This is a genomic window from Paraclostridium sp., from assembly GCF_051657365.1.
Classification (GTDB): Bacteria; Bacillota; Clostridia; order Peptostreptococcales; family Peptostreptococcaceae; genus Paraclostridium.
The window spans coordinates 1-24,484 of sequence record NZ_JBOFKN010000053.1; the positions used below are offsets into that span (position 1 = coordinate 1).

25 protein-coding genes, 1 rRNA gene and 2 riboswitches are annotated in these 24,484 nt (G+C 28.7%); all 26 genes read right to left on the reverse strand.

Annotation, left to right across the window (positions count from 1 at the left end; all coding sequences use genetic code 11):
* Positions 1–216: 216 nt before the first annotated feature.
* A complete protein-coding gene (locus ACRCYC_RS03720) occupies positions 217–795 on the reverse strand; it encodes a precorrin-2 dehydrogenase/sirohydrochlorin ferrochelatase family protein (RefSeq protein WP_438617839.1) in 579 nt (192 codons plus the stop codon).
* A 429-nt stretch (positions 796–1,224) separates the two neighbouring features.
* The gene (hemL, locus tag ACRCYC_RS03725) at positions 1,225–2,523 is read right to left on the reverse strand and encodes a glutamate-1-semialdehyde 2,1-aminomutase (protein WP_438617840.1); all 1,299 of its coding nucleotides are present in this window, start codon (positions 2,521–2,523) and stop codon (positions 1,225–1,227) included.
* Between the two features lie 7 nt (positions 2,524–2,530).
* The gene (hemB, locus tag ACRCYC_RS03730) at positions 2,531–3,496 is read right to left on the reverse strand and encodes a porphobilinogen synthase (RefSeq protein ID WP_438617841.1); all 966 of its coding nucleotides are present in this window, start codon (positions 3,494–3,496) and stop codon (positions 2,531–2,533) included.
* A gap of 16 nt (positions 3,497–3,512) precedes the next feature.
* Positions 3,513–5,015, reverse strand: coding sequence for a uroporphyrinogen-III C-methyltransferase (gene cobA / locus ACRCYC_RS03735; RefSeq protein WP_438617842.1), 1,503 nt, complete (start codon positions 5,013–5,015; stop codon positions 3,513–3,515).
* On the reverse strand, positions 5,005–5,910 hold the full coding sequence (gene hemC, locus ACRCYC_RS03740; RefSeq protein ID WP_438617844.1) for a hydroxymethylbilane synthase: 906 nt from the start codon (positions 5,908–5,910) through the stop codon (positions 5,005–5,007). Before hemC ends, cobA begins: the two co-directional genes overlap by 11 nt.
* Positions 5,911–5,933: 23 nt before the next feature.
* A complete protein-coding gene (hemA, locus tag ACRCYC_RS03745) occupies positions 5,934–7,172 on the reverse strand; it encodes a glutamyl-tRNA reductase (RefSeq protein ID WP_438617845.1) in 1,239 nt (412 codons plus the stop codon).
* Between the two features lie 13 nt (positions 7,173–7,185).
* A complete protein-coding gene (locus ACRCYC_RS03750) occupies positions 7,186–7,896 on the reverse strand; it encodes a cobalt-factor II C(20)-methyltransferase (protein WP_438617847.1) in 711 nt (236 codons plus the stop codon).
* 1 nt (position 7,897) lies between these two features.
* Positions 7,898–8,692 carry a sirohydrochlorin cobaltochelatase gene (locus ACRCYC_RS03755; protein ID WP_438617848.1) on the reverse strand — a complete coding sequence of 265 codons (795 nt, stop codon included), beginning with the start codon at positions 8,690–8,692 and terminating at the stop codon, positions 7,898–7,900.
* Between the two features lie 2 nt (positions 8,693–8,694).
* The gene (locus ACRCYC_RS03760; protein WP_438617849.1) at positions 8,695–9,450 is read right to left on the reverse strand and encodes a cobalt-precorrin-6A reductase; all 756 of its coding nucleotides are present in this window, start codon (positions 9,448–9,450) and stop codon (positions 8,695–8,697) included.
* On the reverse strand, positions 9,447–10,172 hold the full coding sequence (gene cobJ, locus ACRCYC_RS03765) for a precorrin-3B C(17)-methyltransferase (RefSeq protein ID WP_438617850.1): 726 nt from the start codon (positions 10,170–10,172) through the stop codon (positions 9,447–9,449). Before cobJ ends, ACRCYC_RS03760 begins: the two co-directional genes overlap by 4 nt.
* A complete protein-coding gene (gene cbiG / locus ACRCYC_RS03770; protein WP_438617851.1) occupies positions 10,169–11,248 on the reverse strand; it encodes a cobalt-precorrin 5A hydrolase in 1,080 nt (359 codons plus the stop codon). The genes cobJ and cbiG overlap by 4 nt, the downstream gene beginning before the upstream one ends.
* A complete protein-coding gene (locus ACRCYC_RS03775) occupies positions 11,214–11,966 on the reverse strand; it encodes a cobalt-precorrin-4 methyltransferase (protein ID WP_438617852.1) in 753 nt (250 codons plus the stop codon). The genes cbiG and ACRCYC_RS03775 overlap by 35 nt, the downstream gene beginning before the upstream one ends.
* Positions 11,959–12,528: a decarboxylating cobalt-precorrin-6B (C(15))-methyltransferase gene (locus ACRCYC_RS03780; protein WP_438617853.1), complete on the reverse strand. Its 570-nt coding sequence runs from the start codon at positions 12,526–12,528 to the stop codon at positions 11,959–11,961. Before ACRCYC_RS03780 ends, ACRCYC_RS03775 begins: the two co-directional genes overlap by 8 nt.
* Positions 12,518–13,126, reverse strand: a complete 609-nt coding sequence (locus ACRCYC_RS03785; RefSeq protein WP_438617854.1) for a cobalt-precorrin-7 (C(5))-methyltransferase — start codon at positions 13,124–13,126, stop codon at positions 12,518–12,520. Before ACRCYC_RS03785 ends, ACRCYC_RS03780 begins: the two co-directional genes overlap by 11 nt.
* Complete coding sequence (gene cbiD, locus ACRCYC_RS03790) at positions 13,119–14,243, reverse strand: cobalt-precorrin-5B (C(1))-methyltransferase CbiD (RefSeq protein ID WP_438617855.1); 1,125 nt, start codon at positions 14,241–14,243, stop codon at positions 13,119–13,121. The genes ACRCYC_RS03785 and cbiD overlap by 8 nt, the downstream gene beginning before the upstream one ends.
* Before the next feature lie 9 nt (positions 14,244–14,252).
* Complete coding sequence (locus ACRCYC_RS03795) at positions 14,253–14,885, reverse strand: cobalt-precorrin-8 methylmutase (protein ID WP_438617856.1); 633 nt, start codon at positions 14,883–14,885, stop codon at positions 14,253–14,255.
* Between the two features lie 2 nt (positions 14,886–14,887).
* Positions 14,888–15,760 carry a GHMP family kinase ATP-binding protein gene (locus ACRCYC_RS03800; protein ID WP_438617857.1) on the reverse strand — a complete coding sequence of 291 codons (873 nt, stop codon included), beginning with the start codon at positions 15,758–15,760 and terminating at the stop codon, positions 14,888–14,890.
* 1 nt (position 15,761) lies between these two features.
* Positions 15,762–16,832, reverse strand: a complete 1,071-nt coding sequence (locus ACRCYC_RS03805) for a pyridoxal phosphate-dependent aminotransferase (RefSeq protein ID WP_438617858.1) — start codon at positions 16,830–16,832, stop codon at positions 15,762–15,764.
* Positions 16,833–16,847: 15 nt separating this feature from the next.
* Complete coding sequence (gene cbiB, locus ACRCYC_RS03810) at positions 16,848–17,807, reverse strand: adenosylcobinamide-phosphate synthase CbiB (RefSeq protein WP_438617859.1); 960 nt, start codon at positions 17,805–17,807, stop codon at positions 16,848–16,850.
* Positions 17,800–19,155 (reverse strand): cobyrinate a,c-diamide synthase, encoded by a 1,356-nt coding sequence (locus ACRCYC_RS03815; protein ID WP_438617860.1) that lies wholly within the window; start codon positions 19,153–19,155, stop codon positions 17,800–17,802. The genes cbiB and ACRCYC_RS03815 overlap by 8 nt, the downstream gene beginning before the upstream one ends.
* An 8-nt stretch (positions 19,156–19,163) precedes the next feature.
* Complete coding sequence (locus ACRCYC_RS03820; RefSeq protein ID WP_438617861.1) at positions 19,164–20,675, reverse strand: cobyric acid synthase; 1,512 nt, start codon at positions 20,673–20,675, stop codon at positions 19,164–19,166.
* 103 nt (positions 20,676–20,778) lie between these two features.
* A riboswitch (cobalamin riboswitch) is annotated at positions 20,779–20,958 on the reverse strand.
* Between the two features lie 3 nt (positions 20,959–20,961).
* A complete protein-coding gene (locus ACRCYC_RS03825; RefSeq protein ID WP_438617862.1) occupies positions 20,962–21,567 on the reverse strand; it encodes a histidine phosphatase family protein in 606 nt (201 codons plus the stop codon).
* 11 nt (positions 21,568–21,578) lie between these two features.
* Complete coding sequence (gene cobS / locus ACRCYC_RS03830) at positions 21,579–22,349, reverse strand: adenosylcobinamide-GDP ribazoletransferase (protein WP_438617863.1); 771 nt, start codon at positions 22,347–22,349, stop codon at positions 21,579–21,581.
* A 3-nt stretch (positions 22,350–22,352) separates the two neighbouring features.
* A complete protein-coding gene (gene cobU, locus ACRCYC_RS03835; protein ID WP_438617865.1) occupies positions 22,353–22,913 on the reverse strand; it encodes a bifunctional adenosylcobinamide kinase/adenosylcobinamide-phosphate guanylyltransferase in 561 nt (186 codons plus the stop codon).
* Between the two features lie 12 nt (positions 22,914–22,925).
* Positions 22,926–23,972, reverse strand: coding sequence for a nicotinate-nucleotide--dimethylbenzimidazole phosphoribosyltransferase (gene cobT, locus ACRCYC_RS03840; protein WP_438617866.1), 1,047 nt, complete (start codon positions 23,970–23,972; stop codon positions 22,926–22,928).
* 117 nt (positions 23,973–24,089) lie between these two features.
* Positions 24,090–24,262, reverse strand: a riboswitch (cobalamin riboswitch).
* Between the two features lie 94 nt (positions 24,263–24,356).
* Positions 24,357–24,473: ribosomal RNA gene (rrf, locus tag ACRCYC_RS03845) — 5S ribosomal RNA — on the reverse strand.
* Between the last annotated feature and the right edge of the window lie 11 nt (positions 24,474–24,484).

Consider the following 24,484-nt stretch of genomic DNA (forward strand, 5'->3'; position numbering starts at 1 on the left):
TGTTTGTGTTTAATTCTTTTAAAAAGAATTTTTATAATTAACCTACTGTTTAATTTTCAAAGTTCATTTTCTCATTTGTGTTTCGCCCTTTTCTTAAGGACAAGTAATACTATACCACCTCATTTTAATATGGTCAATAGTTTTTATAAAACTTTTTTACTTTTTATTTTCTATTTTTTGCATTTAATGTTATAAACCTCTGATTTTCAACAAATTTTACAAGTTATAATTTTTTAATTCTTCAATATTTAAATTAATTATTTGATTTAATAACCTCTTTTTTTCATTAGGATCATTATATTTTTTTAAAATTTTATCTCTTAGTTCTCCTAATAAGTCAATATACTCTATATAACTATCATCATATACTAATTCTAAATCTCTTTTTATCTTTGCTGCTAAAGATGGACTTTTTCCAGAAGTTGAAATACCTATAATTAAATCACCTCTTTTTACACATGACGGAACTATAAAGTTAGATAGTTGAGTATTGTCAACTACATTAACTAGTTTATCTTTTTCCCTACAAAATATACCTATCTTTTCATTAATTTCTTTATTATTAGTCGCTGCTACTACTATAAAACTATTTTTTATGTATTTTTCATCATATTCATCTATTATAAAGTTAATTTTATCCTTTATACTTTCAAATTCATCTATAAATTCTAATGATACTAGATTAACCTTATATCCAAAATTGATAAAATTTTTAGCTTTTCTATACGCTATTTTACCACCTCCAATTATAGTTATATTTTTTTCTTTTAAATCTACCATTATAGGATAACTCATTTCAATAATCCTTTCTCTATGTCTTTATTCTATATTAGCATAAAATATGTACTATATATCTCCTAGTTCTTTATCTATTTATTTTTATATTATACTAAAATATATTTCCTTATTCTCTTAAATAATCTTTAGAAAATACTATACAGTTCGTTCTAATTCATCTTGCTATACAAAACTAATTTCACAATATATTCCCCCTCCTATATAATATTTTGTAGATAAATAACCTCTATATTTAAACTTCTACTATTATAACTTTAATTCCTTTATATAACAGCAAAGTCTATTTAATAGTTAACTGACGTAACACTTACACACAACGCTTTATCGTATGTCATCTGGAGGAAATAACTATCAAATAGACTTTGAGTCCTACAAAAAAATAAAAAGTCGTTGAATATCAAATACTATTCAACGACTTTTAAAATATTATAAATTATGAGCAGCTTTTAAAGCCTCATAACTAGCTTGTATAGTCTCATCAATTATCTCATCTGTATGAGCATTAGATAAGAACATCGCCTCAAATTGAGTAGGAGCAAGTAATATACCTCTATTTAATAATTCTTCAAAATACTTATTGAACATAGGTACGTCACACTTAGTAACATCATCATAATTGTTTATAGGGCCTTTAGCAAAGAACAAACAAACTAAAGATCCAGCTCTATTAACAGTATAATTTAATCCTAACTTCTCAACATTTGCTTTTAAACCTTCTTCAAGTTTTATAGCTTTTCTTTCTAATTCAGTGTAAATTTCAGGTCTATCTCTTAAAATTTCTAAATTCTTTTTACCCATGTACATAGCTAAAGGATTACCTGATAAAGTTCCAGCTTGATAAACAGGACCTACAGGTGAAACCATATCCATTATCTCTTTTTTACCACCATAAGCACCAACAGGAAGTCCAGCTCCTATTATCTTACCAAAGCATGCCATATCAGGCTCTATTCCATAATATCCTACTGAACTATTATAAGCTAATCTAAATCCAGTTATAACTTCGTCAAATATTAAAACAGTTCCGTATTCTTTAGTTATATCTCTTAAAAATTGTATAAATTCTTTTTTTCCTGGAACAACTCCCATATTTCCTGCTACAGTTTCTAATATAACTGCAGATATTTCATTTCCATGCTTTTCAAACATTTCTCTTGTAGCTTCTATATCATTATATTTAGCTACTAAAGTATCTTTAACAACATCTTCAGGAACTCCAGGACTTGTAGGAACTCCATATGTTATAGTTCCTGATCCAGATTTAACTAAAAGTGCATCTGAATGTCCATGATAACATCCTTCAAATTTTAATATTTTATTTCTACCAGTATATGCTCTGGCTACTCTTAAAGCACTCATAGTAGCTTCTGTTCCAGAGTTTACCATACGAACTTGATCTATTGCAGGATAAGCTTCTACTATAAGTTTAGCCATTTCAACCTCTATAGCAGTAGGAACTCCATAACTTGTACCTTTTTTAACTATTTCTTCTATCCCATCAACTATTTCTTTAGGACTATGACCTAGCATAAGTGGTCCCCATGAACATATATAATCTATATATTCATTTCCATCAACATCATATATTTTACAACCTTCTGCTCGATCTATAAAAACAGGATCTAATCCTACAGATTTAAATGCTCTAACTGGGCTGTTTACGCCACCTGGTATGTACTTAATTGCTTCATCATATATTTTAAGTGACTTTTCATTTTTTCTCATCTGGTCATTACCCCCTAATTAATTTAGCGATATCTTTTGCAAAGTAAGTTATTATTATATCTGCCCCAGCTCTTTTTATAGACATAACTGATTCATATATAGCTGCTTCATTTAATAATCCTTCTTTAACAGCAAGCTTTAACATTGAGTATTCTCCACTTACATTGTAAGCTACTAATGGTAAATCAAAGTTATCTTTGACTCTTCTTATTACATCTAAGTATGATAATGCTGGTTTAACCATTAACATATCTGCACCTTCTAAAACATCAAGTTCAGCTTCTATTAAAGCTTCATTTGAGTTAGCCGGATCCATTTGATATGTTTTTCTATCTCCAAATGATGGTGCAGAACCTGCTGCATCTCTAAATGGTCCATAGAAATTAGATGCATATTTAACACTGTATGACATTATAGCAACAGTCTCAAAACCTTCTTTATCTAATCCTTCTCTCATAGCTTGTATTCTTCCATCCATCATATCTGATGGAGCTACTATATCAGCACCTGCTTTAGCATGACTCACTGCTATTTTAGTTAGATATTCTAACGTTTGATCATTATCTACATAACCTTTTTCTGTTAATATTCCACAATGTCCATGGCTAGTATATTGACACATACATACATCTGTTGTTATACATATACTAGAATCTATTTCTTTTATCTTTCTTACAGCTTTTTGAACTATACCATTATCATTATATGCTTCTTTACCAAGTGGATCTTTTTCATCTGGAACACCAAATAATAATACATGTTGTATTCCTAATTCTTTTATTTCTTTTATCTCATCTTCTAATTTATCTAAAGAGAAATGATATACTTCTGGTAAAGATGGTATTTCTTCTTTTATATCCTCTCCTTCTACTACAAAAAGTGGATATATTAAATCATTTACATTTAATACTGTTTCTCTTACTAAATCTCTTATCGCTGAACTTGCTCTTAGTCTTCTTGGTCTTCTTAACATTTTAAATTCCCCCTAATTATTTGTCTTGTATAATACAGTTAACTAAATCATTTATAGTATAGTTGCTCGGTTCTTTATAAACCTTAAGTCCTAATTCTTTAGCTGTATTACTCGTTATAGGACCGATAGATATCACTTTCGTATTTTTAAGTTTATCTATATTGTCTCTTCCTATTATATCAATAAAATTAGAAACTGTAGATGAACTTGTAAATGTTATATAATCTACACTTCCTTCATTTAATAAACTTAGTATCTCTTCTTTATTTCTATCTTCTATAACAGTTTTGTATGTGTGCACTTCCTTTACATAACAAATTTCATTTAGTTTATCTACTAAAAAGTCTCTTGCATTTGCTCCTCTAGGAATTAATATATTATCATCACTAGATAATATATCTTTTAATTTCTCATACATAGCTTCTGCTACAAATTTTTCAGGTACTATATCTGCAATTATTCCTCTACTTTTCAATTCTTTAGCTGTAGCAGGTCCAACTGCACATATTTTTATATTCCCTAATTTTCTTAAATCTAAATCCATATCACTTAATTTATCAAAGAATATATTAACTCCATTTTGACTAGTAAATATTAAATAATTATACTTCTGTATATTCTTTATTTCATTTTCTAGTTCTATATTATCTTCTATTTCATCTATCCTTATAGTAGGTATTTCTATAGAATTACCACCTAAGTCAGTTATTTTCTCTACTAAAGTACTACTTTGAGTTCTAGCTCTAGTAACTAGTATATTTTTTCCAAATAAAGGCTTATTCTCAAAGAAGTTCAATTTTTCTCTAAGATTAACTACATCCCCTACAGCTATAAGTGTTGGTGGTTTTACTTTTTCTTTTATTGCAGTTTCATATACATTTTCTAAAGTAGATGTCACTACTCTTTGGTTATATCTAGTAGCCCAACTTATTAATGCTACTGGAGTATCTTTTGATTTTCCTTCTTTTATTAGGTTATTACTTATTTTTTCAAGATTAGCAATTCCCATTAAAAAAACTAAAGTTCCTTTGTTATTTGCTAGTGCATTCCAATTTAATTCATCATTTTCGTCATCTTTTAAATGACCCGTTATAACATGGAAAGAAGATGCATAGTCTCTATGTGTTATAGGTATACCTGCATAGCAAAGTCCGCCTATCGCAGAAGTTATTCCTGGAATGACTTCAAATTCGATATCATTTTCTAAAAGAAATTCAGCTTCTTCTCCACCTCTACCAAATACATAAGGATCTCCTCCTTTTAACCTAGTTACTATCTTTCCTTCTTTTGCCTTTTGAGTTATAACTTCATTTATTTGATCTTGTGGTAATGCATGATTACTTGATGCTTTACCAACATATATATACTCACAATTTTTTTTAGCTTCTTTTAAATATTTATCATTAGCCAGTCTATCATAAACTATAACATCAGCTTTTCTAATACATTCCATTCCTTTTAATGTCATAAGTTTATAATCTCCAGGACCTGCTCCAACTAAGTATACTTTACCTTTCATAAGACTCAAACTCCTTCGAAATTAATTTAGCTAGTTCAATACCTAACCCTCTAGCTTCTGATGCTTTTCCATTTATAGTCTTAGTTATAAGCTTTTTACCTTCTTCATCCCCATATAATCCAGTTAAACTTATTTCTTCTCCATAAACTTTACAATGTGCACCTATTGGAATATGACAACTTCCGTTTATTCCATCTAAAAATCCTCTTTCTGCACTTACTTGTATTTCTGAAATTTCATCACTTAAACAAGCTAGTATTTCTTCTACTTTAGAGTCATCTTTTCTTATTTCAATACCTAAAGCTCCTTGTGCTGGTGCAGGTATAATTGTATCTACATCTATATAACAGCTTATTCTATCTTTTAATCCTGCTCTTATAAGCCCTGCAGCTGCAAGTATTACTCCACAAAGATTTTCATCTTCAATTTTTCTCATTCTTGTTTCTATATTTCCTCTTATAGGTACTATATCTAAGTCTGGTCTATGTTTTAAAAGTTGATACTTTCTTCTTTTGCTTCCACTGCCTATTTTAGCCCCTTTAGGCAAATCTTTTAGTGAATTATATCCTTCTTTAAGTATAAGTACATCTCTTATATCTTCTCGTTTCGGTATGCCTGCAAATTTTAAGCCTTCAGGTAAACTAGAAGGCATGTCCTTCATACTGTGAATAGCTATGTCTATTTGTTTGTCTAATAACTGTTGCTCTATTTCTTTAACAAATAATCCTTTATCCCCAATCTTATCCAAAGAAACATTTTGGATTAAGTCCCCCTTGGTTTTTATTATCTTTACTTCAAACTCTATGTCTTCATGATACTTTTTTAGTTCACTTATAACCCAGTTTGTTTGAGTAAGAGCTAAATTACTTCCTCTGCTTCCTACTATGATTTTCATGCCTAATCTCCTTTTGCCCATTTTTATTGCAAATCAAATAATTCTTCTACTACTTTTATATATTCTTCTTGCTTCCCACTATCCTTAATTTGTTTTAAGTTAACTATAGGTTCTCTAATTAGTCTTTTTAATGCAGATGTCAACATTTTATCTATTATTTTCTTTTCTCTACAATTTAAATCTAATTTCCTATATATGTAGTCTAGTGTATCTTCTCTAATATCTGTGCATTTATCATTTAATGATTGTATAGTCGGATCTATTTTAATAGTTTCTAGCCAATCATTAAATTCGTCTATTTTATCGTCTATTATTAATTCGCCAGTACATGCTAATTCTCTTCTTTTTTTATCATTTTCATCACTTATTTTCTTTAAATCATCAATATCATAAACTGATATGTTATCTTCATCATTTAAATTTTTATCAATATCTCTTGGCAAAGCTATATCCATCATAATAAGCTTATTTGATAATTTAGGCATATCAGTTTTTTTAATAACAGTATGAGGAGATGCAGTCGCACTTATGACTACATCCACTTTACTCATAACATTATATCTATCTTCATATTTTATAGGTATTAAGTTTTTATACTCATCTTGTATATCTTGTAATTTTTCATAACTTCTATTTGTAACATATATATTGTTTAAATTTTCTTCCTCTAAATGCTTCATTGCCAATTTACTCATTTTTCCTATACCTATTACTAAAGCATTCTTACCTTCTAAAGTTCCTATCTTATCTTTTAAGCATTTAATTCCTATGTAGCTTATTGATAATGGTTGCTGTGATATCTTAGTTGTAGTTTTTATATCTTTTGAGACAGTTATCGCTTCTCTAAACAACTTATTAAACACTTTCTTACTAGCTCCAAGCTGTCTTGAAAAATCATGAGCATCTTTTACCTGTCCCAAAATTTGATCTTCTCCTATAACTATAGAATCAAGACCAGCAGCTACATTAAATACATGTTCCACTGCTTCTTGTCCTTTTTTGCAAAATAAGTAATCTTTTATATTTTCTACATTAAAAAAATCCTCATAAAAGTCTATTACTACCTTTACCTTATCTGATATCTTTTTTGAATATATATATATCTCACTTCTATTACATGTAGATAATATAATGACTTCTTGTATTCCATTATCCAATAAAAAGTTAGTTCCCTCTATTTTTTGTGTATCTGTAAAAGATACATTTTCTCTTATGTGTATAGGAGTATCATTATGATTGACTCCCACTACTGCAAAATTCATATAATCCTCCAGATTATCCTACCTTAGTGTTTTCCTTATTTACTAAAATCGTAGAAAAATAAGATATTTTATTTTCTAAATCAATTTCTCTTAAATTATTATACACCACTTCATTATCTAAAGATGAATTGCTAACTAATATAGAATATTCTAATAAATTATTTTTATCTAATTTATCAACTATCTCTTTAAAGTTATTGTAAACTTTCATTAATACTATAGATTTATAATTTTCTAAAGCATAGTCTATTTTCTTTTCATCCATAGTACACGGAACTATTATTAATGGTTCTTTATCCATAACTAGTGGGAAGTTTTGGTTTGATGCTATGTTAGAAAATGATGATATTCCCGGTATAGTTTCAACATCTATTTTATCTATTAATCTTTCCATTATATATACATAAGTACTATATATCATTGGATCACCTAAAGTTACAAACCCAACATTTTTACCTTCTTTAACATCTTCTACTATTTCATCCGCTACTTTATTCCATGCTATTATTTTTTCCCCATCATTAAAATTCATAGGGAAATGTCTTTGCTTTATTTTTAACTTTTCTGGTAAATATGACTCTACTATACTTAACGCTAAGCTATTGCCTTCTCTTTTAGCCTCAGGTGTGTATAATATATCTAGATTTTTAATTGTATTTACTGCCTTTACTGTTACTAATTCCTTGTCTCCAGGTCCTGTACCTATTCCATAAAATTTAGCCATATTAATTTTCTCCTCCATTTAATGCTTCGATGCAATCAAGTGCATGTCTTACAAATTTATCTTGAATTCCTTTGTTTTCGCCTAATCCTTGTAAATGTATCTTTGTTTCAAATCCAGCTTCATTTAATATTGATTTCCAAGAATCCTCTTCGTCACTCGCCATATCATTTACAGCATGATCTCCTGCAACTAGCATAAATGGCATAAGTCTAACTTTTGATATTTTATCTTTTTTAAGATTTACAATTACTTCTCCTATTTCAGGATATCCTTCTACAGTACCAACATAAGCCTTAAGATTTGCTTGTTTTAACATATAATCTAGTGCTGGATAAGCACTATGAGCTTCATGTTCCGTTCCATGTCCCATAAATACTACAGCTTCATCTTCTTCTAATTCTGGTATTTGTAATTTCAAAGCATCTATAGCTTCTTTATAATCTTCTATTTGACTTAACAGTGGTCTTCCTAGTGTTATCTTCTCAAATTTATCTTCATATTGATTTATTTGATCTTTCAACTTAGTAAATTCTTCACCACAAATTATGTGTAATGTTTGAACTATAACTTCTTCATATCCTTCTTTGTGTAATCTATCTAAAGCTTGTATCGGGTTTTCGATATCTAGGTTATCTCTATTTTTTAATTTTTTTATTATAAAATTAGATGTAAATGCTCTAAAAAAATCATAATCTTTGAATGCATCTTTTATCTTTGTTTCACACGCTTCTATAGTTTTTTTCCTAGTTTCATTATAACTAGTTCCAAAGCTAATAACTAAAACTGCTTTTTTCATGCTTAATCCTCCACCACTAAATCTTTTATATTTTTTATATCATTAACTATATTAGGATAATTTAATTTTTCTCTTACAATTACAATCACCGGTATACTTAAGCTTTTAGCCGCATTTACTTTTTCTAAAAAGCCACCTTCTATTCCGCTTTCTTTTGTTATCACTAAATCTACATTATATTGCTTATACATTTCTTTATTTATAGACTCACTAAATGGGCCTTTCATAGCTATAATATTATCAGCATTTAATCCAACTTCTTCGCACATTGTTATTACCTCACTTGTTGGTAATACTCTAGCTATTATATTTTTATTTTTAAGGTTGTCTGTAAATTCTTTTATCGTTTTGCTTCCTGTTCCTAAGAATATATTTTTGCCTATTTTATTTGCTTGTTTATAAGCTTCTTCTGTATTTTTTACTTTTATTACTTTATCGTAATCTAAGTCTTCTAATAGTGATTTTCTTTCATATCTTATATAATTAATATTCAAAATCCCTGCAACTTCGATAGCATTTTTTGACACTTCTATCGCATATGGATGAGTTGAGTCGATAATTAAATCTATATTATTTTCATTTATAAAATTAATCATATATTCCATATTCATTCTCTTAATAACTATATTCTTAGCTACTTTACTTGCTAAGTCAGCTCCATATTGAGTCGTTACAGAAACTATATACTCTTTATTCATTTCGTTTAATAAGTTGCATATACGGGTGCTGTCTGATGTTCCTCCTAAAACTAAAATCATATAGTATATCCTCTTGGTGTTATCATTAAATCATCATGTATAAAAGTAGTTTTATTACCTATGATTACCATAGTTGTCATGTCAACTCTCTCAAAATCCATAGTATCAAATGTGCATATGAATTTTTCTTCTTTTTCTCTTCCGACATCTTTTACTATTCCTACTGGAGTTTTTCCATCTTTAAATTCACTCATTATTTTAAATGCTTTGCTTAGATGTTCGCTTCTTCCCTTGCTTCTTGGATTATATAAACATATTACAAAATCAGCTTCTGCTGCTAATCTTAGTCTCTTTTCAATAACCTCCCAAGGAGTTAATAAATCACTTAAACTTATATGGCAAAAATCGTGCATTATAGGTGCTCCTAATATTGCCGCTGCTCCTATACTAGCAGTAACACCTGGTACAACTTTTACCTCTATATCTTGTTCTTCTTGTGTTACTAATTCTAATATTAATCCTGCCATTCCATATATCCCAGCATCTCCACTACTTATAACAGCTACTTTTTTACCTTGTTTAGCTATCTCTACAGCTTGTTTACATCTATCAATTTCTTGTCTCATTCCATTTTGAACTACTTCTTTATCTTCAATAAACTCTGTTATTAAGTTTATATATGTTTTATATCCAACTATAACCTCACTATCTTTCATAGCTTCTATAGCTTGTATCGTCATCATCTCTTTACTTCCAGGTCCTATACCTATTACATAAATCATATGTTTAATCTCCCTATCGAAAAAGTTATTCCCTTATATTTATGTTTATTAATTATAAGGTTTTTATCACTCAATATATAAGCTACCGGTTCCGCTACACAGTAAACTCCTATACTCTTTTTTACAAACTCTGATTTTTCAAATCTATAGTCAATCTTTTGAATTTCTTCTATGCTAATAGTTTCAAAAGGTATATTTAATACATTTGCCAATTTTATGATTCCTAGTTCATCCTTTTTTACTTCCACACTGCCTATTTTTTTTATAGCATGTTTATCTAAATTATATTTATTTAAAATATCTTCTAATGCGCTATTTATTTCTTCATATGGAGTATTTCGCCTGCATCCCATACCTATTACAATATCCTTTGGAACTACCTTTATAATTTTATTAGTTTTTATGTCCGTTATACTTTTATTAGTTATGTAAATAATTTTATCTAAATTGTCTTGCCTATGGAATTCATTAATATTTTTAATGGTTATAAATCCTCTAGTATCAACCTTATAATTTCCATCTATATATATACCTACTTTTCCATCATTAACCAATAAAGAGTTAACTTCTTTTACATTTTCTCTAAAATTATCTATGTGTGCATTTAAGCTTTTAGCTATCATATCCAATGAACTTTTATCGTTAACATCTGTAGCTGTAGTTATTACAGGATTTGCACCTATAAGACCACTTATATAATTAGTCATTTCATTAGCTCCACCCATATGACCACTAAGCAAACTTATCACATTGTTACCTTTTTCATCAATTACTAAAATAGCTGGGTCTTCAAATTTATTTTTTATATGCTTGGCAATAGACCTTACTACGATTCCTGTAGCCATTATAAAAATTAATGATTCGTAATTTTTAAATAAAATATCCATATAGTTTGATAATTTACCATCAATAATTTTACAACTTGATTTATCCATTTTAGATGCTAACTTTTCAGTAATATAAATATCACCTTCACCCAATATTTTACTAATATTCAAAGCTAAATTTTTTCCGTTTTCTGTTAGAGTTATAAAAGCTATTTTACTTTCTGTATTCATGTTTAAAATCCCTGTCATATAGCTTCGAGTTTTTATACTCTTCTCCTAAAAATCTTCCTACTAATATTAAAGCTGTCTTGTTTATTTCATTTTCTTTAACTTTTCCAGCTATATTTTCTAATGTTCCTTTTACTATTTTTTCTTCAGGCCAAGTTGCTTTATATACAACTGCAATTGGAGTATCCATTGGATATCCACCTTCATGTAATCTTTCTACAACTTTCTCTATATCGTGAATTGATAAAAATATAGCCATCGATGTTTGATGTTTTGCAAAAGATTCTATACTTTCTTTTTCAGGTACTGGAGTTCTTCCCTCCATTCTTGTTATTACAACACTTTGAGATATTTCAGGCACAGTATATTCAACACCTAACGCTGATGCTGCTCCTAAAAAAGAACTTACACCTGGAGTACAATCATAATCCATATCAAGTTTCGCCAATTCCTCTACTTGTTCTCTTATTGAGCCATATATAGAAAAGTCTCCAGTTTGAAGTCTTACTACTTTTTTATTATTTTTTATTCCATTTTGCATAACATCTATTATTTCTTGTAAGTCCATAGATGCACTATTATGAATTTCGCAACCTTCCCTACAATAATCAAGTAGCTCTGGATTTACTAATGATCCTGCATATATAACCACATCAGCTTCACTTAATAGCTTGTATCCCTTTAATGTTATTAAATCTTTATCTCCTGGTCCTGCTCCTACAAAATGTACTTTATTCATAATCTTTCTCTCCCTTTTTACAAGATATTATATATATTGGGTTTAAAGGTTTGAAATACTCACCTTTTCCTAACTTTTCTAATTTTGCTACATTTAACACGCTCGCTTCTATATTCTCAAAACCTAATTCTCTTAATAAATTTAAAGTTTTATAGAAAGTATCTATTATTATGAAGTTAGCAACTAAAGTTCCACCTTCATTTAAATTAATTTTAGACCACTCTAAAATCTCTTTTAAATTTGGTCCACTTCCTCCAATAAATATAGAATCTACTTTGTTATCTATGTCTATCGGAGCATATCCTTTTATAACGTTAATGTTATCAAGTTTAAATTTCTCTATATTTTTATTTATTAACTCAATAGCTTTTTCCTTGCATTCTATAGATATTACCTCAATATGTGGGTAATTATATGCTACTTCGACACTAACACTCCCAGTTCCTGCGCCTATGTCTAAGAATGTTTTTTTATCTTTTAAATTCAATTTATTTATAGATATAGCTCGTACTTCTTCTTTTGTTATCGGTACCTCTCCTGTTATAAAATCACTATTTTTCATCTAATATCACCACAACATTCATATCAAATTTTTCTACCTTTACTATCTCATTTGGTCTAGCTATTGTAATTTTTTCATTCTCATAAGAAAGATTTTCTCCAACCACCATAACTTTGTTCAATTTTCTTTTTAAAATTTCATTTGCTATTTCATACGGTCCAATTTTATTATCTGTAACCATACAAACTTTTTTATGATTAAGTATGTAATCAAAGTCAGGTGTTTTACCATGACTACTTGTTATATATAAGTCATTCATATCAATAAATATCTTTGAAAATATATACTGCATTGAACTTATACCTGAAACAATATTTAGATTATCTTTATCAATGTTATTTGATAAGTATTTACCGATACCATATATAGATGGGTCTCCAGAAGCTATAACTGAAATATTTTTATTTTTATTTTTATTAAGATATTCCACAATTTCTTTTAAGTTCGTATTTAGTTCTATCTTTTCTCCTTTAAATCCACATATGCTATCTAGATTTCTTTTGCCTCCAATAACAACATCTGAGTTATATATTAATTCTTCGCCTAATTTTGTGCAGTATCCTATGTTACCAGGACCTAATCCTATAATGTTAATCATAAAATACCTCCTTTAAATCGCCAGCTTTTTTCGACTCTCCAAGCAATTCTTTTTCCATAGAGAATATCATCACTTCAACATCTATACCGTCATCATTAAGATATATATCTATTCTTTCTTTACATTTGTTTGAAAGTATATTGTAAATTTTTTTATATTCATCATATTCATCATTAAGTATTTCTATAAATTCTTCTGTAGTAACACATTGGTCTACTTTTTTAATAAGTTCAAAAGGTGCATTCATAATAGCTAAGTTTGCTATTAATATTTCATTTCTAGCATCTGCAACTTTGCTATGAGTATTAAATATTCCACCTGCTATCTTTACATACTTTCCTAAATGTCCAGCCATAAGAATTTTATTGAATCCAATTCTTTGAGCTTCTTTTAACATGTATCCTATAAAGTTACTGGTTCTAACTACATATTTCATATCAATCCCTAATGTTTCTCTTATAAACATTTCTCCATGATTTCCTGGAACTAAAATTATCTTATCCAGACCTTGAGCTTTTTTCATCTCTAACTCTATTGATAAAGATTTTTTCCAGCCTTCGTCACTCATCGGTTCTACTATTCCTGTAGTTCCAATTATTGATATTCCTCCTACTATACCTAATCTAGGATTAAAAGTTTTTTTTGCTACAGTTTCACCTTCTGGTGCAAATATAGTAACTTTAATCCCTCTCTTTTCACCTAAAATCTTTCTAACTTCTTTATCTATCATAGCTCTTGGTGTTTTATTTATTGCAGCTTCTCCAATATCTATTCCTAAACCTTTTTTAGTTACTGTTCCTACTCCTATTCCTCCAGTTATTAAAATATCTTCGGAGTCTATAAACTCAACTCTAGCGTATATATCCATTTTATGAGTTGCATCTATATCGTCTCCTCCATCTTTTTGTATAGAGCATTCAACATAATTATCATTTATATTTATGTTTTCTACCTTTAAGTTTAAAGGTATTCCTTTGGGCGTATCTATATTTATAGATTCTATAGTTAATTGTGTCAGTAACATATATGTAGCTGCTTTAGCAGCACCTGTTGCGCATGATCCAGTTGTATAACCTCTTTTATATTTCTTTCCATCTATGTAAACATATTCTTCCATAATATCACCTTACATTGCATATAAAATTGCATTTATTATAGCTGCGGCTAAATTACTTCCACCTTTTCTACCTTTAGATATTATGTATGGAATATCAGTTTTTTCTAACTCATCTTTTGATTCTTCTGCACCTACAAACCCAACAGGAACTCCAACTACAGCCTCTACTTGTAATTTATTTGTATTATGCATTTCCATAACCTTATATAGAGCTGTTGGTGCATTTCCAAGTACAAATACTTTTTTACCTTCTTCTTGTGATGCAACTTCTACAGCTGCCATCGATCTTGTTATCCCTTTTTCTTTCGCTAATTTTGCTACCTCTTCATCACTTACAAAACATTTATACTTGCAACCTAGAGCATCTAACTTTCTTTTATTTATACCACTTAATGCCATATTAGTATCTGTGTATATAGTTGCTTTTTCATTTAAAGCATTAATTATTTTTTCTACTGCTATTTCAGAAATTTTTAATATATCTAAGTACTCAAAATCAGCTGTAGTGTGTATTGCTCTTTTTATTATTTTTTCTTCCAACTCATTTTTAAATTTATAATCTGGTCTTATTTCATCGATTATTCCCTGTATTATTTCAAAGCTCTTAGTTTCTATCATCATAGGATTCTTAATGTATTCCATTTTTATTCACTCCTAAGTCCCCCAGCTATTATATTTGCTGTGTATATTTTTTTATATTTTTTATCGATTTTTCTATCTATAAGTTTTTCCTTAAGTTTTTCTTCATCCATATCAACTTCTAGCAATATTCCTATTACCGTTCCACTATGTGCAATATTAACTCCACAAGCTCCATAATCTTTTGAAATATCTATTATTTCATTTAAATATTTTTTCTTATGTATATTTTCATTAGCAACACTACTTATATTACAAGCTTGTCCAATTAAATTTAAATCTTTATTTCGTATTCCTTGTTCTAAAAGTTTAAAAGCATATTCAATTATATATTTATTCTGCTTTTTTAGTTTTTGATAGTTTTCTTTCTTTCTTATATGCTTAGTGCTTAATCTTTCATTAGGTTCTAGTATTAATACTTTCCCTTTATCTAAACATCCTATTTTTTTTATCACACTTGCATCTAATGGATTAAAAATTGTATTTTCTTTAATATAAATAGAATCAGTAGGCTCTATCCTAGTTGCAAGTTTGGATATTTCATATTCATCTAAATCTCTGCCTATAAGATTTAATGTAGCTCTTATAGTTGCTCCTATATCTGCTGTTGAGCTTGCCATACCCTTACTAATTGGGATATCACTGTTTATGTCTATAGATATATTTCTTATTTCCTTCTTTGGTAAATTGAAATACTTAAAAACTTCTTCTATTGCTTTTCTCGCTTTTAAAGGACCTCTATTTACATCCTCTAGTTTTTCTTCTAAGGTAACTATTGAATATTTATCTATAGCATATGATGATAAATATTCTTTTTCTTTTATCATTCCTTGAACAAACTCTCCACAAGAGGCTGGACATATTCCACGTGATTTCATTCTATTCTCCTAGAAATTTATTTAGTTGATTTATTAGTTCTACATTTTCTTCGTGGCTTTTTATAGCAACTCTTATATAATTATCATCTAAATTTTTAAAATTTGATGCATCTCTTATAAGTAAGTTTGCGTCTATAAATAGCTCTTCTTTTAATTTGTTAGCTTTTTTTTCTTTTAATTTAATTAATATAAAATTAGTGTCTGTTTTATAAGACTTAATACTATTTATCTTGTTTAAGTTGTCCATCATAAATTTTCTTTCTTTTACAAAATAGTTTTTACTATCTTTTATATATTTTTCATCTTGAAAAATATAATCTGAAAGTTTATTTGCAAAAGTATTTATGCTCCAAGGTTCCTTTATTATATACATTTTTTCAAGCAAAGTTTCATTACTGCAAACGCCATATCCAAGCCTAAGCCCTGGCATTCCAAAAAACTTTGTTACTGCTTTTATAATAAATATATTTTTATTTTCACCTATATATTTTACTAAACTATATTTTTGCTCTTCTTCTGTAAATTCCATAAATGTTTCATCAATTATTAGTAACTTATTATATTTATTTAAAAGTTTTAATAATCCATCTAAGTTATATACTTTTCCAATTGGATTTGATGGATTACATATAAATAAACTATCAAATTTATCTATATTTTTCTTAATATTATCTATATCTATTTCAAAATCTTTCTCTTTATCTAGATACAAATTTACAACTTCTAAATTATTTAACTTGGCTCCCCTTTCATACTCTGAAAAAGTAGGATTTAATATAGCCAATCTTTTATCTATGCTCTTCATTAGCAAATAGATTATCTCTGTTGCACCATTGCCTGGTATTATAAATGAACTGTTTATACCTAAATATTTAGCTATGTTATTTTTTAAGTTTGTATAATTTATATCTGGATAATTAACACATTCTTTTAACCCTTCTAATAAATATTTTTCTATATTATCTATTAAATACGGATTTATATTGGAACTAAAGTCTATTATGTCTTTTGAATTTTTATTATATGTTTTACACATATCTTCTACATTAGCTCCATGACCAAGATTTTTCATTATTTCACCCTCTATCTAAAATGCTATTAAATAAGTTGCAACTGAAAATATTATTAAAGCTACAAAAGATGTAGCATACATTATTTTATTAGTTCTTATAATATCTTCTATTTCTAGCTCTCTATGTTTCTCACCTATCGTAGGTTTATAAACTTCTTTGCCAAAATACATATTAGTTCCGCCTAGTTGAACTTCTAGTGCTCCAGCAACTGCACCTTCTGAGTATGCACAGTTTGGACTTTTGTGATTTTTTCTATCCCTTATTGCAATATGTATGCTTTCTTTTGCATTAAATCCAAGGAGTAAACTTGCTATCATCATAAAAAATGGAGTTATTCTTGCAGGTATAAAATTTGCAATATCATCAATTTTAGCTGATGCAAATCCTAAATCCCCATACTTTTCATTTTTATATCCCACCATAGAATCTAAAGTATTTATAGCTTTGTAACTCATAGCAAGTACCGGTCCACCTATAAACCCATACATCATAGGAGCTATTATTCCATCTACTGTATTTTCTGCTACTGTTTCAACTGTTGCTCTAATTATTTCTTGTTCATTTAAACTTGTTGTGTCTCTACCTACTATATAAGATAACTGCTTTCTTGATTTTTCTATATCTCCCATTTTTAACACTTCATATATTTTTTTAGCTTCATCGGCTAAACATTTTGTAGATAAAGTTGTATATAATATTACTGAAGATATAATCATATATAATATTTTACTTACCATAAATATATTTAAAATCAAACTAGTTACTGTAAGTGTAGTTCCAACAGTTACAATCCATAATATAAATCCACCTATTTTTAATTGTTTTTTTGTTTTTGCAATATTTCTTATTTTCGTTTCTACAAATCTTATTAAATTGCCAATAAATCTAACTGGGTGCGGAAAAGAATAAGGATCTCCTATTATTAAATCTAATATATATGCAATAACCATTACACTTATAGTTAAACTAATCATTGCTTCCTCCTATAAAATTTATTATTGCATCTAAATTATTATAAAAGTGAGTATGTAAATATGTAGCTAAAGTGTTTCCTTTGCAATATCCTCCATCCCATTCATCTACAACTTTATTGCCTCTTTTTTTAACCATTTTATAGGCGCACTCTTCTTCACTGTTAAAAATTGAATGATGAAATTCATGACCTTTAATTACATCCCCTTTTTTAGAAAGTATTGTATCTACTTTAGCGATTCCATCACAGTACCCAAATCGTTTTAGCGATTTAGTCATTTCACTAATACCTTTGAAAATTCCTACCATATTAAATTCCATATTATCCGAATCTTTAAGTTTTTCACCTAGATACATTAATCCTCCACACTCAGCATATATAGGTATACAATTATTGTGAGCTTCTTTTATTGATTTTCTCATACTCTCATTTGCATCTAATTCTTTCGCAAATATTTCTGGAAATCCTCCCCCTATGTATATACAATCGGCTGTAGGTACACAGTCGTCATTTAAAGGACTAAACTTTACAATTTCTATTCCCATTTGACTTAATAAATCTAAGTTCTCTTTATAATAAAAATTAAAAGCTTTATCATAAGCTACTGCTATTTTTTTATTTTTAAAATTAGTTAAATTGCTTAAGTCAAAATTACTTTCTATATCATCACTTTCGGCTATATCAAGTAATCTATCTATATTTATGTATTTTTCAATTTCATCTCCTAGGTCATTAAACTTTTCTGTTAAAGAATTAATTTCTACACTTGGAACTAACCCTAAATGCCTTGACTCTAACGAAAATTTTTCATTTGGAGGGAAATATCCTAAAACTTCTGTTTTACAATATGTTTCTATAGCTTCTTTTATGAGATCGTAATGTCCTTTAGTTCTTACATTATTTACAATTACACCTTTTATATTTACATTTTTATCTAACTGTTTATATCCTAATACCATAGCTGCTGCAGAAGATGACATTGCCTTTCCATTTATAACTAATATAACTGGTGCTTTTAATAACTTAGATGTATATGAGCTTGTACATGCATCCAAATCAATACCAAACCCATCATAAAGTCCCATAACCCCTTCAATCACTGATATATCTGCATTTTCAGAAGCATTTTTTACTATGTATTTAATTTTTTCATCATCTAACATATATGAATCTAAATTTCTTGAATCTCTTCCTGTTATAAATGTATGATAAGAAGGATCTATATAATCTGGACCTACTTTATATGGTTGTACTTTTATTTTTCTCTTAGTTAATGCTTGCATTATTCCTAGTGATATAGTTGTTTTACCTACACCACTACTTGTTCCTGCTATCAATATTTTTTTCATACTACCACCTAACCATTTATAATTTCATATATTTTTTCTATATCTAACGATTCTCTTAGTATATCTGCTAATTTGTCATATTCTTTATTCTTAAATTCTTCAAAAGAATTTATAGAAATCTCTACTTTTTCTAATCCTTTAAAAACCCTTATTGAGTTTAATAAATTTCTTGTAAACTCTGAGTTGTCGAATATTCCATGAAGATATGTACCTACTACATTATCTTCTTCATTTATACATCCTTCCGTATAAGAAACATCTTCACCTAATTTCTTTACTATAGTATTTAATGGTTGCTTTATTCCTCTAGTTGTTCCCATATGTATTTCATAACCTTTTACTCCATTGTTACATACATCATTTAAATACCCATTTAAGTTGTCCTTTATTATAGCCTCGACTTGAGTAGTCACTTTTTCTTCTTCAAAGATAGTTTCTATATCTAAAAGTCCCAATCCATCTATTTCTTTTATAGAACCTTCTATTCCATCTGGGTCATAAATTTTTTTACCTAAAAGTTGATATCCTCCGCAAATCCCAAATATGAACTTACCTTGATTGTGTAAGTCTTTTATTTGCTTTTCTAATCCACTTTCTCTTAAATAAATTAAATCTTCTATAGTATTTTTACTTCCAGGTATTATTAACATATCTGGATTAGATAAAGACTGACCTTTCTCTATATATCTAACGCTTACATCTTCTTGTATTTCTAGCATGTGAATATCTGTAAAATTAGACATGTACGGGGTTTTAATAACTTCTATATTTATATCATTTTTCCTAAATTGTTTATTAAATCTATCAGTTACACTATCTTCATCTTCTATATTCAAATCACTATACGGCACAACTCCCAAAACTGGAACCTTTATTATTTCTTCTAACATATCTATACCTGATTGCAAAAGATCTACTGTTCCTCTAAACTTATTTATAATAACACCTTTAACTCTAGCTCGTTCTTTCTCTTCTAGTAATAACATTGTTCCAGCTATCGATGCAAAAACTCCACCTCTATCAATATCAGCAACTAAAATTACAGGAGCATCTGCAATTTCTGCCATTCCCATATTGGCTATATCTCTATCTTTTAAGTTTATTTCTGCACAACTTCCCGCTCCCTCTAAAACAATAACTTCATATTCATTGCTTAAATCTGCATAAATATCCTTTAACATATTAGCTAAATCATTTTTATAATCATGATATATGCTAGAGCTAACAGTGTTCATTACTTTTCCATTAACTATAACTTGGCATCTATTTTTACCTGCAGGCTTTAATAATATAGGATTCATTCTTACATCTGGTTCAATGCCACAGGCCTCTGCCTGAGTAACTTGTGCTCTACCCATTTCTAAACCATCTTTGGTTATATATGAGTTCAAGGCCATATTTTGAGATTTAAAGGGTGCCACCTTATATCCATCTTGTTTTAATATTCTACATATCCCAGCTCCTAAAGTACTTTTCCCAACATTAGATGCTGTTCCTAAAAACATTAGTGATTTACTCATTTTAAATTTGCTCCCTTCTTAATAAAAAAACCTATCCAAATGAGGATAGGTTTTTAAAAATGTATACACTTCACCAATTTTAAAAATCCTTCACCCCGAAGATTTTATATCCATAAACTAGGCAGGTCTCCTGGCTTAACTTCATCCTACTTCTATTCCTTCCCGTAAATAATCACAGTGGTGTCTAATAGTTTCGTCAGTACTACAGTAGCGGGGGCTGCAAAGGTTTTTAACCTTTTTCCCTATTAATCTTCAACGAAAAACCTAATTTATGTCAATTTATATTTTATATCAAATAAGCAGTGTTGTTAAGCGTTTGAATTACTGGAAATTCATCCACTATATCAATAATACTTACCGATGCATTATCTATTTTAAAATTCCAGTGATACTCATATGTCTTTCCTATTAAATAAGATATTATATTTCTTATAGTTCCTGCATGAGCACATATCAAAATAGTATTTTCTTTGTTTTCAATCATTATGTCATCTAATTCATTACATACTCTTTTATAAGAGTCTATCAAGCTTTCTCCATTAGGATACTTATACTCAAATCCTTCTTTTATTAATTTTTCAAATTCATTTGGATATTTTGATTTTATAACTTCAAAGCTTATTCCTTCAAAATCCCCAAAGCTAATTTCTTTTAAATTTTCTTTTTCTAAAATTTTAATATTTCTAGAATTTGCTATATCTAATATTGTTTGCTTAGTTCTAGTAGATGTAGTTGTATATATACAATCAATATTCTCACTTTCAAGAAATTTAGTTAATTTGAGTATTTGTTTTTTTCCTAAATCACTTAATTCACTATCTATATGGCCTGATAGATTTCCTTTTATATTATCATTTGTTGTTGCATGTCTTACTAATATTATCCTAGGCATCTATTCACCTCTTATTTTAATCCAAATATTAAATATATATATATTAAATAGACTACTTCCATAAGCTCTGATGTACATCCTAATATATCACCTGTTATACCATCTATTTTAGTATATATGTATTTCACAAAAAATCTTGTAAGTATAATCATTATAGGTATAAATGATATTATTTTTATAATGCTTACTGAATTTAAATTAAACAATGTATTTGCTATAACTAATATTAATAAAATTGTATATGTTATCCCAATTAATATAATTTTCAAATTTGGCTTGCCTATAAACACATTACCCATTCCATTTTCTCTCGGTGTTACACTTTTATAAGAAGCTATTACAATTGCCATTCTTGCAAATACTGGCATGAATATTAGATTATATAAATGCCCTGACTCTACTATAGCATATACTAAACCTAATTTCATAAGCATTAAAAACAATACAGAAAGCATAGCATTAGTTCCTAATCTTGAGTCTTTCATTATCTCTAATATTCTATCTTTATCTCTATAGCTATATATTCCATCAAAAGTGTCTCCTACTCCATCTAGGTGAAGCCCTCCCGTTAATATAACAGTGGCTATTAATACATTTACAGAGGTTATATAGCTATCAAAAAAAATACTTGATACTAGTCCAATTATAAAATATAAAGCTCCTAAAACAAATCCTACCAACGGAAAATAATACATGGTCTTATGAAATTCATCATCAAATCCTATATTTACCCTTATTGGAATCCTAGTTAAAAACTGTAATATTCCTATAAATCTTTTCATAATTTACTCCTTAATCTTCATAGGTATACCACTAACTACAAAGTAAACTTCATCTGAACATTTAGCTATATATTGATTCATTCTACCTACTATATCAGAATATACTCTACAAAGCTTATTATCTGGCACTAAGCTCATACCTAGTTCATTTGTTACTATTACAAAATATAAATCTGTAGTTTCTACTTCTTTTATTAATTTTTCAATCTGATCTTTTATGTAAATTTCCATTTTATTAGTTTCTTCTGAAGTACAATTATCAAAATCTATTCCATATTCAAACATAAGATTATTAACTAATAAAGTTACGCAATCTAATATTACAGTTTGATGACTGTTATATATATCTTTAATTATAGTATATATATCTTTATAAATTTCATATGTTTTCCAGTCGCTAGGTCTACTTTCTTTATGTTTTCTAACTCTATCTTTCATCTCTTCATCAAATGGAGTAGATGTAGCTATATATGCAGTAGAATTCTTTCTATTTTTACATAAGCTTTCTGCAAAACTACTTTTCCCAGACCTAGATCCTCCAGTAACTAAAATTAACTTGCTCATAAATTCACCTTCTTATTTTCCTATATCCACTTCATCTACAGTGGCCATATTATTATAAGCATAATTTCCCGCCTCTATAATATTAAAAGCAAGTGCCGATCCACTTCCTTCCCCTAATCTCATATCCATATTAAGCATAGGGCTTAAATCTAAAATTTCCAGAGCTTTTTTCGCTCCTGACTCTGCTGATATATGTGAAGCTATCATATATTCTTTAGTCATAGGATTTATAGTATAGGCTATAAGCGCTGCTGCATATGATATAAACCCATCAATAACTATTGGAATCCTATTCGCTGCACAAGATAATATAACTCCAGCCATACCACCTATCTCAAACCCTCCAACTTTAGCTAATATATCAACTCCATCTGATTTATCTGGCTTATTTAATTCTATAGCTCTTCTTATAGTGTTAGCTTTGTGTGCTACTCTATCTTTTCTAAGTCCCGCTCCTATTCCTGTAACTTCAGCTGGATCGCAACCTGCTATAACAGAAACTATCGCACTACTTGGAGTGGTGTTACAAATTCCCATTTCCCCAATACCTATAAGGTTATATCCTTTAGCTATATATTCATTAGTTATTTCTATTCCAACTTCTAAACATCTAATAGCTTCTTCTCTAGTCATTGCAGGTCCTTTAGCCATATTAGAAGTACCTTTTCTAATCTTATAATCTAAAACACCTTCTAATTTTTCATCTGTATTTATACCTAAATCAATCGCTACAACATCTGCATCTACAAATTTTGATATAGCTCCTACACCACATATTCCTTTTGTAAAATTAGGAAATTGAAGTCTAGTAATTTTTTGAGGATCTGGTGCTACCCCTTCTTCATAAACTCCATGGTCTCCTGCAAATGCAATAATAGCTTTTTTATCTATTTCAAAATATTTTTTCTCACATATACCAGAAAGTTGTATGCATATATCTTCTAATTTACCTAAGCTGCCAACTGGTTTTATCAATTTATCTAATCTTTCTTTTGCTGCTTTCATATGTAGTTCACTTAATGGATGTATATTTTCAACTGTATATTCAAAAAGTTGCATAGCTACCTCCTTATATTTTGAATTAAAAAAAGACCTAACCGTAGAGTTAAGTCTTTAAGTGTATTATCGTCTATAAATAAAAAACTTTGACATTTAAATTCTATAACCCCCGAGAACCTAGTTCAATATACCAGGCAGGTCTCCTGACTTAGCTTCATCCTTACTCTAACCTTCCCGTTTAAACAGTGGTAAATAGAGTTTGTCTGCATTACAGTAGCGGGGACTGTAGAGGATTTACACCTCTTTCCCTATTAATCTCAAATTTAAGAACCTAAATATATTTAAATTTATTCAGTTTTTTTATGCTTAAAATTCTCCCCACATATAATAAATTCTACATGAGAATATAAAAACCCTTTATTTTTTTGTAAAATAAAAAAGATTACGCGGCTACGTCCTACTCTCCCAGGCAGCTTCCCACCAAGTACCATCGGCGCTAAAGAGCTTAACTTCTGTGTTCGGAATGGGAACAGGTGTATCCTCTTTGCTATAATAACCACATAATCTTTATT